The 12,429-nt window shown below is 65.5% G+C and carries 13 protein-coding genes; 12 read left to right on the top strand and 1 reads right to left on the bottom strand.

From position 1 onward, the window contains the following. Positions 1 to 196 precede the first annotated feature (196 nt). From ACNH6H_RS06485 to dcd, 12 genes are all read left to right on the top strand, one after another. Positions 197 to 1,075 carry a putative selenate ABC transporter substrate-binding protein gene (locus tag ACNH6H_RS06485; RefSeq protein ID WP_418316619.1) on the top strand — a complete coding sequence of 293 codons (879 nt, stop codon included), beginning with the start codon at positions 197 to 199 and terminating at the stop codon, positions 1,073 to 1,075. Further along, positions 1,072 to 1,908 (top strand): phosphonate ABC transporter ATP-binding protein, encoded by an 837-nt coding sequence (locus ACNH6H_RS06480; RefSeq protein WP_418316617.1) that lies wholly within the window; start codon positions 1,072 to 1,074, stop codon positions 1,906 to 1,908. The genes ACNH6H_RS06485 and ACNH6H_RS06480 overlap by 4 nt, the downstream gene beginning before the upstream one ends. A gap of 6 nt (positions 1,909 to 1,914) precedes the next feature. After that, positions 1,915 to 2,781 (top strand): PhnE/PtxC family ABC transporter permease, encoded by an 867-nt coding sequence (locus ACNH6H_RS06475; RefSeq protein WP_418316615.1) that lies wholly within the window; start codon positions 1,915 to 1,917, stop codon positions 2,779 to 2,781. A gap of 29 nt (positions 2,782 to 2,810) precedes the next feature. After that, positions 2,811 to 3,587 (top strand): phosphonate ABC transporter, permease protein PhnE, encoded by a 777-nt coding sequence (phnE, locus tag ACNH6H_RS06470; RefSeq protein WP_418316613.1) that lies wholly within the window; start codon positions 2,811 to 2,813, stop codon positions 3,585 to 3,587. Between the two features lie 311 nt (positions 3,588 to 3,898). Continuing rightward, positions 3,899 to 4,108, top strand: a complete 210-nt coding sequence (locus ACNH6H_RS06465) for a formate dehydrogenase (protein WP_418316611.1) — start codon at positions 3,899 to 3,901, stop codon at positions 4,106 to 4,108. A gap of 27 nt (positions 4,109 to 4,135) precedes the next feature. Continuing rightward, positions 4,136 to 7,105, top strand: coding sequence for a formate dehydrogenase subunit alpha (locus tag ACNH6H_RS06460; protein WP_418316610.1), 2,970 nt, complete (start codon positions 4,136 to 4,138; stop codon positions 7,103 to 7,105). 35 nt (positions 7,106 to 7,140) lie between these two features. Further along, positions 7,141 to 7,767, top strand: a complete 627-nt coding sequence (gene fdh3B, locus ACNH6H_RS06455) for a formate dehydrogenase FDH3 subunit beta (RefSeq protein WP_418316608.1) — start codon at positions 7,141 to 7,143, stop codon at positions 7,765 to 7,767. Then, positions 7,764 to 8,012 (top strand): hypothetical protein, encoded by a 249-nt coding sequence (locus ACNH6H_RS06450; protein ID WP_418316606.1) that lies wholly within the window; start codon positions 7,764 to 7,766, stop codon positions 8,010 to 8,012. The genes fdh3B and ACNH6H_RS06450 overlap by 4 nt, the downstream gene beginning before the upstream one ends. A 24-nt stretch (positions 8,013 to 8,036) precedes the next feature. After that, positions 8,037 to 9,251, top strand: a complete 1,215-nt coding sequence (locus ACNH6H_RS06445; RefSeq protein ID WP_418316604.1) for a formate dehydrogenase subunit gamma — start codon at positions 8,037 to 8,039, stop codon at positions 9,249 to 9,251. A 49-nt stretch (positions 9,252 to 9,300) separates the two neighbouring features. Further along, positions 9,301 to 9,672 carry a hypothetical protein gene (locus ACNH6H_RS06440; RefSeq protein ID WP_418316602.1) on the top strand — a complete coding sequence of 124 codons (372 nt, stop codon included), beginning with the start codon at positions 9,301 to 9,303 and terminating at the stop codon, positions 9,670 to 9,672. Positions 9,673 to 9,749: 77 nt separating this feature from the next. Then, positions 9,750 to 10,601 (top strand): formate dehydrogenase accessory sulfurtransferase FdhD, encoded by an 852-nt coding sequence (locus ACNH6H_RS06435; RefSeq protein ID WP_418316601.1) that lies wholly within the window; start codon positions 9,750 to 9,752, stop codon positions 10,599 to 10,601. A gap of 99 nt (positions 10,602 to 10,700) precedes the next feature. After that, positions 10,701 to 11,270, top strand: coding sequence for a dCTP deaminase (gene dcd / locus ACNH6H_RS06430; RefSeq protein ID WP_418316599.1), 570 nt, complete (start codon positions 10,701 to 10,703; stop codon positions 11,268 to 11,270). A 329-nt stretch (positions 11,271 to 11,599) separates the two neighbouring features. On the opposite strand, the gene ACNH6H_RS06425 is transcribed toward dcd, so the two are convergent. Further along, the gene (locus tag ACNH6H_RS06425; RefSeq protein ID WP_418316597.1) at positions 11,600 to 12,304 is read right to left on the bottom strand and encodes a DUF3034 family protein; all 705 of its coding nucleotides are present in this window, start codon (positions 12,302 to 12,304) and stop codon (positions 11,600 to 11,602) included. Between the last annotated feature and the right edge of the window lie 125 nt (positions 12,305 to 12,429).

The raw sequence follows: 12,429 nt of genomic DNA, 5'->3' as shown, positions 1-12,429 counted from the left end.
CAGCGCCGCGCCGATATCGGGCGGGCGGCAGCGAAGCGGTTTTCGATGACCGGCCGATTCTGTCGCATTCCTCGAGTGCTCGCGGTGGGTCTCAGCCACTTCGGCTATCGTGCCGGGGTGATACCCGCTGCAGCGGCGCACCGGTTGGTGTTGCCGCCTGTTTTTCTTGCGTGATCGTTCCACCGGGGAGTTTCCGATGTCATTTTGCAGATCGCTTTTTTCATCCTATGCGGCCCGCCTTGCAACGGCTGCGCTGGTGACGCTGGCAGGCGCCGCCGCCCATGCCCAGGGCGTGCTGCGCGTGACCGCGATCCCCGACGAATCGCCGACCGAACTGGCGCGCAAGTTCGAGCCGCTCGGCCGCTATCTGGAGAAGCAGACCGGCATGAAGGTCGAATGGACGCCGGTCACCGACTATGCGGCCGCGGTCGAGGCGCTGGTCAACAAGAAGGTCGACCTGGCCTGGTTCGGCGGTTTCACCTTCGTGCAGGCGCATGTGCGCTCGGGCGGCAAGGTCGTGCCGCTGGTGCAGCGCGCCGAGGACGAAAAATTCCGATCGGTCTTCATTGCCGATGCAAAAAGCGGCATCAACAAGCTCGAGGATCTGAAAGGCAAGACGCTCAGCTTCGGCTCGCAGTCGAGCACCTCCGGCCACCTGATGCCGCGCAGCTTCCTGCTCGCGGCCAAGGTCAACCCGGATGTCGATCTGAAGCGCGTCAGCTTCTCCGGCGCCCATGATGCGACGATCGCCGCGGTCGCCAGCGGCAAGGTCGATGCCGGCGCGCTGAACATCTCGGTGTGGGAAAAATTTCTCAACGAGAAGAAGGTCGATCCGGCCGTCGTCAAGGTCTTCTACACGACGCCGCCGTATTACGACTACAACTGGACGGTCCATGGCGACATGCCTGCCGACCTGCGCAACAAGCTGCAGCAGGCGTTCCTGACGCTCGACCCGAATACGCCGCAGGGCAAGGACATCCTCGAACTGCAGCGCGCCAGCAAGTTTGTCGCGACCAAGGCCGACAACTACAACGGCATCCGTGCTGCTGCAGAGAATGCCGGGCTGCTGAAGTGAATGCTGCCGGGTCGGCGGTTGGCGTGTCCGGCGTATTCGCCGCGGCTGCGCCGCTGTCGCCGACGCCGGTGCTGCGCGGTGTCGACCTGCATCTGCAAAGCGGTGAACAGGTCGCGGTGATCGGTGCATCGGGCGCCGGCAAGTCGACGCTGCTGAACGTGCTGGCCTGCGCGGTGCGCCCGCTCGAAGGCACGGTGTCGCTGTTCGGCGAGGACCCGTGGTCGATCGGTGCGCGCAGCCGCCAGCGTCTGCGCTCGCGGCTGTGCCTGGCGCCGCAGGTGCCGCCACTGCCGCCGCGCCAGCGTGTCGTCACCGCGGTGCTCGCTGGCGCACTGCCTGAGATGTCGCTGCTGCAGAGCATGCGCAACCTGTGGAGCCCGCTCGATCCGCAGCGCGCCCACGCGGCGCTGGCGTCGCTCGATGTCGGCGACAAGCTGTGGGAACGCGTCGACCGCCTGTCCGGCGGCGAACGGCAGCGCGTCGGGCTTGCCCGGCTGCTGCTGGCAGAAGCCGAACTGTGGCTGGTCGACGAGCCGCTGTCGGCGCTCGATCCGGCGCGTGCCGAGCAGGCGATCCGAAGAATCGTCACCGCGGCGCGCGAGGCCGGCAGCACGCTGGTCTGCAGCCTGCACCAGGTCGATGTCGCCCGCCAGTGCTTTGCGCGCATCGTCGCGTTGCGCGATGGCGAGGTCGCATTCGACGGCCCGGTCGAGCAACTCGACGATGCGATGGTGCGCGATCTTTATGGGCAGGAAGCGCTGACCGGCCCGGCCGAGCAGCCGTTTGCCGATCTTGCGATCAAGCCGCTGGTGTCGCCGGTGGTCTGCCGCTGAGTGACGATGGCAGAGGCACGTCCGCTTGCGGGTCAGGCCGGCAATGACCAGCTGCAGCAGCAGATCGGCCGCGACCCGACCTGGCTGCGCCGCTGGGCGACGCTGCTGCTGGTTGCGGTGCTGATCTGGCCACTGCTGGTCTGGACCGAATTCAAGCCCGCCAATCTGATCGAGCCGCGCAGCCTCGCGTCGACCTGGAAATTCCTGTCCGAATTTGTTCCGCCGCGTGCCGACCCGGGGTTCCTGCTGCTGCTGGCAAAGGAAACCTGGCGGACGATTGCCATTGCCACCGCGGGGATGACGATTGCACTGCTGTTTGCCGTGCCGCTTGCGCTCGGTGCGACTGCCCGGTTGTCGATCAGTGCGTTGACCGGACGGATGGCCGGCTGGCCGCTGCTGGTGCGCCAGCTGTTGCGCTGGGCGATGGTCATCCTGCGCTCGATTCCGGAACTGGTCTGGGCACTGGTTTTTGTGCGTGTCGTCGGCCTCGGACCGACTGCCGGCGTGCTGGCGATCGGCATCGCCTATGGCGGCATGCTCGGCAAGGTGTATGCCGAAATCCTCGAAAGCACCGATGCGGCGCCAACGCAGGCGCTGCTGCGCAACGGCAGTGGCCGGCTGCAGGCGCTGCTGTATGGCGCGATGCCGCAGTGCGCGAATGAACTGGTCAGCTATACCGTCTACCGCTGGGAATGCGCGATCCGCTCGTCGGTCGTGCTCGGCCTGGTCGGCGCCGGCGGGCTCGGCCAGTTGCTCGATGGCTCGGCGAAGATGTTTGCCGGCAGCGAGGTCAGCGCGATCCTGATCGTCTTCGTCTTGCTGGTGACGGTCTCCGACCGCATCAGCCTGGCGCTGCGGCGCGCACTGGGCTGACAAGGATGCTGACGCCTGCCGTCACCCCGATGCCGCCCGCGCCCGCGCCGCGCTGGCAGGCCAGGCTGATCGGTCTGGCGATTGCCGCGCTGGTGCTGGTCAGTTTTCTGACCCTCGATACCCGCTGGTCGGAATTCCTGTCGCTCGATGCGATGCTGCAGATGGCGCGCTTCGGCCACAGCTTTTTCCCGCCGCAGCTGAGTGCGCCCTTCCTCGACAAGATCTGGCAGGCCAGCGCCGAGACGCTGGCGATGTCGCTGCTCGGCACGCTGCTGGCGGTGGTTTTCGGTCTCGTGCTGGCGCTGCCGGCCAGTGCGTCGAGTCGCTTGCTGCGCGCGCCGGCACGAGGCCTGCTCAACGTGCTGCGCTCGATTCCGGAACTGGTCTGGGCCTCGCTGCTGCTGATCGCTGCCGGCCTCGGGCCGTTTCCCGGCACGCTCGCGCTCGCCTTGCACACCACCGGTGTGCTCGGCCGCCTGTATGCAGAAAATATCGAGAACGCCGATCCGGCGCCGGCCACCGCGCTGCAGGTGCGCGGTGTCGGCGGGCTGCGCGTCTTCCTGTATGCAACCCTGCCGCAGATCACGCCGCAGCTGATTTCGTATGCGCTGTACCGCTGGGAAAACAACATCCGGGCGGCGGCGGTGCTTGGTGTTGTCGGTGCCGGCGGCCTAGGCCAGATGCTTTATTACCACCTCGGCCTGTTTCACATGCGCGAGACCTGCACCGTGTTGCTCGCGATGATTGCGCTGGTCGGTGCGGTTGATGCGTTGTCTTATGTCGCGCGCCGCACGCTGAACCGTTGAGCGTCGCTTTTGCGCCCGCATTCTCATAGGTGGTTTCCCTAGGGTGCTGCCAACGGCCGCTCCGACAGTTTGTCGCGAACCGCTCTCTGCGTTGCGTCAGCCTGTCGGGTTTCTGCGGTCAGAGCAGGCCCCGAGCCATCCCGGGTCTTGCGACAAGTTGTCGCAATCGGCTTCCGAGCTGTCTTTGCGGGCGCTTTTCGAGGGTAATCGCGGGCTTCCGCGGCCTCTGTGCCCCGTGGGTGCGGGCTAACATATGTAAGGGCTTGCACAAGCTCGCTCTGCTGTTGAAGTTGCTGAACTGGGAGACCGCGATGACCGAATCCGATGCCAAGTTGTCCCGCCGCAAGGTCTTTGCCGGAGCCGGTGCCGTCGGCGCGCTGGCCGCAGTGGCCGTCGCCGTGCCGATGGTCAAGGCCGATGACGAACCGGCCGCGCCAAAGGTCGCCAGCGACGACCGCCAGGCCGGCGGCTATCAGCTGACCGAACACGTCAAGCAGTACTACCGCACTGCCCGCGTCTGATCCGACTCCTTCGCGCAAGGAACAGCGATGTTGCTCACACGTAAAACTTCTTCCGTCACCACCGCGTCGCCATCGTCAGGGCTGATCAACAGCCTGCAGCGCGGCATTTCGCGTGCCATCCCGACGATGGACCGCCGCGCCTTCCTGCGCCGCTCCGGGCTCGGTGTCGGCGTCGGTGTCGCTGCGTCGCAGCTGACGCTGGTGCGCAAGGCGAAGGCCTTCGAGCCGGTCAAGCCGGCCGCCGAGGGCGAAAACCGCATCGAGGTCAAGCGCACAGTCTGCGGCCACTGCTCGGTCGGCTGCGCAATCGATGCGGTGGTGCAGAACGGCGTCTGGGTGCGCCAGGAGCCGGTATTCGATTCGCCGATCAACCTTGGCGCGCACTGCGCGAAGGGGGCCTCGGTGCGCGAGCATGGCCACGGTGAATACCGTCTCAAATATCCGATGAAGCTGGTCGGCGGCAAATACCAGCGCATCTCGTGGGATGTCGCGCTGAACGAGATCAGCGCGAAGATGCTCGAGCTGCGCCAGCAGAGCGGGCCCGATTCGATCTTCATCGTCGGCTCGTCGAAGCACAACAACGAGCAGGCCTATCTGATGCGCAAGTGGGTCAGCCTGTGGGGCAGCAACAACTGCGACCACCAGGCGCGGATCTGCCACTCGACCACCGTTGCAGGCGTCGCCAATACCTGGGGGTATGGCGCGATGACCAACTCCTACAACGACATGCAGAATTCGAAGGTCGCGATCTACATCGGCTCGAATGCCGCTGAAGCGCACCCGGTATCGATGCTGCACATGCTGCACGCCAAGGAAACCGGCTGCAAGATGATCGTCGTCGATCCGCGCTTCACGCGCACCGCCGCGAAGGCCGACGAATATGTGCGAATCCGCTCGGGTTCGGACATTCCGTTCCTGTTCGGCGTGATGTACCACATCTTCAAGAACGGCTGGGAAGACAAGCAGTACATCGCCGACCGCGTTTACGGAATGGAAAAGGTCCGCGAGGACATCCTCGCGAAGTGGACGCCGGACAAGGTCGAGGAGGCCTGCGGCGTCGACGAGGCGACCACCTTCAAGATCGCGAAGATGATGGCCGACAACCGGCCCGGCACGATCGTCTGGTGCATGGGCCAGACCCAGCACACGATCGGCAATGCCATCGTCCGTGCGTCGTGCCTGCTGCAGCTGGCGCTCGGCAACATCGGCGTGTCCGGCGGCGGGGCGAACATCTTCCGCGGCCACGACAACGTGCAGGGCGCGACCGACGTCGGCCCGAACCCCGATTCGCTGCCCGGCTACTACGGTCTTGCCGAAGGTTCGTGGAAACACTTCGCGGCGGTCTGGGGCGTCGATTTCGACTGGATCAAGTCGCGTTATGCACCGGGCATGATGACCAAGAGCGGCATGACGGTGTCGCGCTGGATCGACGGCGTGCTCGAGAACAACGAGCTGATCGACCAGGAAAGCAATCTGCGTGGCCTGTTCTTCTGGGGCCATGCGCCGAACTCGCAGACCCGCGGTCTCGAGATGAAGAAGGCGATGGACAAGCTCGATCTGCTGGTCGTCGTCGATCCCTTCCCGTCGGCAACCGCCGCGATGGCGGCAATGCCCGGCAAACCCGAGGACCAGAATCCGAACCGGGCCGTCTATCTGCTGCCGGCCTCGACGCAGTTCGAGACCCGCGGCTCGTGCACCGCGTCGAACCGTTCGATCCAGTGGCGCGAGCAGGTCATCGAGCCGCTGTGGGAGAGCCGCACCGATCACATGATCATGTACCAGCTGGCGCAGAAGCTCGGTTTCGACAAGGAACTGGTCGGCGCGAAGATCAAGCTGGTGCCGGGCAAGGGCGGCATGCCCGAACCGGACATCGAGGACACGTTGCGCGAGATCAATCGCGGCGTGTGGACGATCGGCTACACCGGCCAGAGCCCGGAGCGGTTGAAGGCGCACATGCGCAACATGCATGTCTTCGACGTGAAGACGCTGAAGGCCAAGGGCGGCATCGACAAGGAGACCGGCCACAAGCTCGACGGTGAATATTTCGGCCTGCCGTGGCCGTGTTTCGGCACCCCCGAGCTGAAACACCCGGGCTCGCCGAATCTGTACGACACCACCAAGCACGTGATGGACGGCGGCGGCAACTTCCGCGCCAATTTTGGTGTCGAGCGCGACGGTGAATCGCTGCTGGCCGGCGACGGTTCGCACTCGAAAGGCGCCGACATCACGACCGGTTATCCCGAGTTCGACCATGTGCTGCTGAAGAAGCTCGGCTGGTGGAATGAGCTGACCGATGTCGAGAAGGCAGCCGCCGAAGGCAAGAACTGGAAAACCGACCTGTCCGGCGGCATCCAGCGCATCGTGATGCAGAACCACGGCTGCCATCCGTTCGGCAATGCGAAGGCGAGGGCGGTGGTCTGGAATTTCCCGGATCCGATTCCGCAGCACCGTGAACCGCTGTATTCGAACCGTCCGGACCTGGTCGCCAAATACCCGACCCACGACGACAAGAAGGCGTTCTGGCGTTTGCCGACGCTGTACAAGAGCGTGCAGGAAAAAAATGCCGACATCGCGGCCAAGTTCCCGCTGATCATGACCTCGGGCCGACTGGTCGAGTACGAAGGCGGCGGCGAGGAAACGCGTTCGAATCCGTGGCTGGCCGAACTGCAGCAGGAGATGTTCGTCGAGCTGAACCCGGCGACCGCCAACGATCGGGGCATCCGCCCGCGTGACAAGGTCTGGGTGACGACGCCGACCGGCGCGCGCATCCTCGTCGAGGCGCTGGTCACCGAACGGGTCAACCGCGAGACGGTATTCCTGCCGTTCCACTTCTCCGGCAAATGGCAGGGTGTCGATCTGAAGCCCTACTACCCGGAAGGCGCCTACCCGGTGGTCCGTGGTGAGGCGGTCAATACCGCGACCACCTATGGCTACGACAGCGTCACGATGATGCAGGAAAGCAAGACCACCGTCTGCCAGATCGAGAAGGCCGTCTGAGGCAGCCCGTTACAGCAGACTCCAGGAGCGTATCCATGGCAAGAATGAAATTCATCTGCGACGCCGACCGTTGCATCGAGTGCAACAGTTGTGTCGTCGCCTGCAAGGCCGAACACGATGTCCCGTGGGGTGTCAATCGGCGTCGGGTCGTCACGATGAACGACGGCATTCCGGGCGAGAAAAGCATCTCGGTCGCCTGCATGCACTGCAGCGACGCGCCCTGCATGGCGGTCTGCCCGGTCGACTGCTTCTACCGTACCGATCAGGGCGTCGTGCTGCACGACAAGGACATCTGCATCGGCTGCGGCTACTGCAGTTATGCCTGCCCGTTCGGCGCGCCGCAGTTTCCGACCAACGGCACCTTCGGCCTGCGCGGCAAGATGGACAAGTGCACCTTCTGCGCTGGCGGCCCGGAAGAAAACGGTTCCCATGCCGAGTTCGAGAAATACGGCCGCAACCGGCTTGCCGAGGGCAAGTTGCCGGCCTGTGCCGAGATGTGCTCGACGAAGGCGCTGCTCGGCGGCGACGGCGATGTGGTCGCCGACATCTTCCGCAACCGTGTGCTGGTGCGCGGCAAGGGCAGCGAGGTCTGGGGCTGGGGCACCGCCTACGGCCGCCCGACCGGCGCTGCGCCGGCAACGACGGAGCCGAAGAAGTCATGAAGACATTGACCGTGTGTGCGGTGGTGGCGGCCGGCGCTCTGCTGGCGGCCTGCGGCGAGCCCGATCAGAAGCTGGAAGCGGGGGCGCGAAAAAACGCGACCAAGGTCTGGCAGCATCACAGCGGGCCGTCGGCTTATGTCGCGCCGGGCTGGAAAATCGGTGACGAGTCCAGCTGGCAGCAGCAGATCCAGGACCGCACGCAACACGGGCAGAACGAGTACAACCGCACGTCGGCCACGCGCTGACGTGTTGCGATACCGGGAGCGGCAATGCGATTTCCGATGCAGCTGATGCACAAGTGGATGGCCGCGGCCTTGCTCGCGGGCGGGCTCGCCTCGTTGGGGCTGCCGGCGGTTGCCCAGCAGGCCGCGGTGCCCGCCGAAATGGCCAGCGCCCCGGCGCTCGACGTTGCGCCGATGACGCCACTGGCAGTGCCGAGTGCAGCGCCGGCGACGCCGTTCATCGCGCCGGCCGATCCGAAACCCGATGAAAGCAGTGCCGAACGGGCGCGCTCGCAGCCCTACAACAATGCGCCGTTCTGGCGGCAGGTCCGTGAATCGGGCGTGCAGGAGGGCACCGTCAATCTGCCTGGCGACGAGAAGGGGGTGCTGATCCAGCGCTTCGTCCAATATCCCGGATCGGCGTTCACGACCGCCGGCGAGGCCTGGCGCCAGGTCCGCAACCACTGGATCATTCCCTACGGCGGATCGTTGTTCGTGATCGTGTTGCTGGCGATCGCGATCTTCTATTTCACGAAGGGCCCGCTCGGGCATGCCGACGCCGTCTCCGGCCGGCGCAGCATCGAGCGCTTCACGCCTTTCGAGCGCGCCGCCCACTGGTCGAATGCAATCGCCTTCGTCGTGTTGGCGATCTCCGGGCTGGTGATGGCCTTCGGCAAGTTCTTCTTGCTGCCGATCATCGGCGGCACCTTGTTCGGCTGGCTGACCTATGCGCTGAAAACCGTGCACAACTTCGTCGGCCCGCTGTTTGTCGTCTCGCTGATCGTCGTCTTCTTCACCTTCCTGAAGGACAACTGGCCAAAAAGCTACGACCTGCGCTGGTTGAAGACGGCCGGTGGCATGTTGTCCGGCAAGGAGGTGCCTTCGCACCGCTTCAATGCCGGTGAAAAGATCGTCTTCTGGGGCGGTGTGCTGTTTCTCGGCGCGATCGTCGCCGGCTCCGGCCTCTACCTCGACAAGGTGATCCCGGGCATGGCCTACGAGCGCGGCGACATGCAGATCGCGCACATGATCCACGCCGTCTCGACGGTGCTGATGATGACGATGTTCCTCGGCCACATCTATATCGGCACGATCGGCATGCGCGGCGCCTACCGGGCGATGCGCGACGGTCATGTCAACGAGGACTGGGCAAAGGAGCACCACGAACTCTGGTACGAGGACATCAAGGCCGGCAAGATCCCGGCCCAGCGCTCCGAGCCGCCGGCCGCGGCCGATCCGGCGCCGGCCGCCGTGCCGCGCTGATTGTCCATCGCCGAACCGTCGACTCGATCCGCCCTGAAGGACCGCATCCATGCACAAATCCTCCCGTCTGATGCTGCTGCTGGCATGTGCCGCATTGACCTCGCAGGTCGCCTTGGCGAAGTTGCCACCGCTTTCCGAGGAGGCGCAGGCCAAGGCCGCCGAAGCTGCTGCAAAGGCGGCGTGGAGCAGCAAGGTCGCTGCCTACCAGCTGTGCGTCGCGCAGGACCGGGTGGCGTCGACCTATCGCGCCAAGCGGATGATGGCCGGCGCCGAAGTCAAGCCGCCGGTCGAGACGCCGCCATGCACCGATCCTGGCCCGTTTGCTGCCGCACCGAACCTCGAGAAGGCTGGCGCCCATTCGGCGCCGGGGCCGACCCCGGCGGCACCGGCTGCAGCGTCGGCATCGGCACCGAAGTCCTGACAACAGGCCGCTGCCGCGCTGCGGCGCATGGGCCGGGCGCTGCCGCGCGGCCGCAAATGCGCTAGCGTTGCAGGATGATGCAGCAACCCCGCCTGACCAGCGCCAGTGCCGAACTGACGCAACAGATCGATGTCGTCGATGAATTCGGCCAGCAGCGCCGCATCGCGATCCCCGCCGAACGCTCGCTGACCGTCTTCGTCGACAAGCGCGAACTGGTCACGCTGATGACGCTCGGTGCCGCGCCCGAGCTGCTGGTGCTCGGCTACCTGTGCAACCAGCGGCTGGTCGCGTCGATCGACGAGATCGATTCGGTCACCGTCGACTGGGATGTCGGCGCTGCGGCGGTCAAGACCCGCCACGGCATCGCGCAGTTCGAGGAAAAGACCGCAAAACGTGTCGTCACGACCGGCTGCGGGCAAGGCACCGTCTTCGGCGAACTGATGGGTGCGCTCGATACCGTCGAGCTGCCTTCGCCGGACGATCCATCGGCGCGGATCAGCCAGGCCACGCTGTATGGCCTGCTCGATGCGATCCGCCAGCAGGAGAGCACCTACAAGTCGGCCGGCTCGGTGCATGGCTGCGCATTGTTCAGGCAGGCCGAGCTGCTCTATTTCGTCGAGGATGTCGGGCGACACAATGCGATCGACACGATCGCCGGCTGGATGGCATTGCGTGGCATGACCGGCGGCGACAAGATCTTCTACACAACGGGCCGGCTGACCAGCGAGATGGTGATCAAGGCGGCGCAGATGGGTGTGCCGGTGATCGTCTCGCGCAGCGGCATCACGCAGATGGGCCATCAGGTCGCCGAGCGGCTCGGCCTCGCGTTGTTCGGCCGCGCGACAAACCGCCATTTCATCTGTTATTGCGGCACCGCACGCTTCGATGCCGCGCCGGAACCGAAGCGCGTGGTGCCGGCAGCCTCCTGAGCTCGACGCGCCCGCATTGGCGGCCGGCTGCCGGCCGCCCGGGTGGCCCCACTTAGAATCGTGCGCAGAGGAAGCGCCCAGCCGCGCATCGACACGACCATGAGCATCAAGAGCGACAAGTGGATACGGCGGATGGCCGAACAGCACGGCATGATCGAGCCGTTCGAGCCCGGCCAGGTCAGGGAATCGGCCGACGGACAGAAAATCGTCAGCTACGGCACCAGCAGTTATGGCTACGACATCCGCTGCGCGCCTGAATTCAAGGTCTTCACGAACATCTACAGCACCGTCGTCGATCCGAAGAATTTCGACGAAAAAAGCTTCGTCGACATCAACAGCGACGTCTGCGTGATCCCGCCGAACAGCTTCGCGCTGGCGCGCACGCTCGAATATTTCCGCATCCCGCGCAATGTGCTGACGATCTGCCTCGGCAAGAGTACCTATGCGCGCTGCGGCATCATCGTCAACGTGACGCCGTTCGAGCCCGAATGGGAAGGCTACGTGACGCTCGAGTTCAGCAACACGACCCCGTTGCCGGCGAAGATCTATGCCGGCGAAGGCTGTGCGCAGGTGCTGTTTTTCGAAAGCGACGAAGTCTGCGAAACCAGCTACAAGGACCGCGCCGGCAAATACCAGGGCCAGCGCGGCGTCACGCTGCCGAGGGCCTGAGACCGCTGATCAGCTGAACGCGCCCTACCAGCGTGGCGCGCGGGAACGATGCGCCCATCAACCGGCGACAGCGGATTGGCTTTATCAGCGCAGCGCCGCCGTCATCTGACACACCATTCGGGGACGGGCTGCGCGCCGCGCGAGGAACGAGGCGCCCCATCAAGCGGCCACCGCGGATCCGGCTCTGCCGGTCCGCCAGTGGCCTTGCAGGCCGCGCCGGGCACAGTGGCCCGGCCCCTCGCCAGGCACAAAAGGTCCACCGGACCTTTTGTGTCCGGGCTCGGCCCCCCTGGGGGGGTGCGCCGAAGGCGCTCCGGGGGGGAGCCCATCTAGTACCAGAATTCCGCCGCCAGATAATGCCCGCTCTGCCTCACGCCGCCATTGGCATATCCGCCGAGCCGGCCGAGGTCGACATACGACGCGGTCAGCGAAAAGTGGCGGTTCGGCGTCCAGGCGAGGTAGACATCCTTCCAGGCGCCATCGCGCGCGTAAGCGCCAAACGGGCCGGCCGGATTGCGGTTGTCGGGCGTGAAGCGGTATTCGGCGCCGAGCGAGAAATCGTGGGTCAGGCGCAGCGCCAACGCCAGCTCGGGGAAGGCCTGGTAGGGATTGGGCTGCGACAGGCCGAGCGCGACGCCGTGCGCCTGGCGCGTCAGATGCAACCGGGTGCGGAGGATCACGCGGTTTTCGGCAAAGGCGCTGGCTGCACTGAAATGGAAGGCCTCTGCCCGGTGGCCGGCATCGAGCGTCGCCAGTGCGCCGTCAACTGCAGCGACACGCCGCGTTGCCTCGGCCCTCTTGCCGCGCTGCTCCAGCCACGTGGTGGCTGTGCGCGCAACGACGCGATCGCGCCACACCAGGCCTTCACCATGCGCTCGCAGCGAGGTGTCGATGGCCAATGCGATTGTTCCACCCGGTGCAGCCACCGCCGGCGCGGCGAAGAACGTCGCGACGCCGAGCAGTGCGAGGCCGATCCAGGCCGATCGGCGTTGCACAGCGCGCACAGCGGGGAGGGCGATCAACAGGTTCTTCATCGAAAACTCCGCGAGGCTTCGCATCGGCGCCGTCGACGATCGGCGGTGCTGACGCGCAATGGGTTGCAGTCGGCCCGAGTGTCGCGTCGCTCGCTGCGCCGCAATGCGCCGAACAGAAGCTGTTT

Origin of the sequence: Pseudideonella sakaiensis (assembly GCF_048320135.1) — a bacterium.
In the GTDB taxonomy this organism is placed as follows: Bacteria; Pseudomonadota; Gammaproteobacteria; order Burkholderiales; family Burkholderiaceae_C; genus Ideonella_A; species Ideonella_A sakaiensis_A.
Note: the sequence above shows the minus strand (reverse complement) of the source record. Positions and strands in the feature narration are given on the sequence as shown.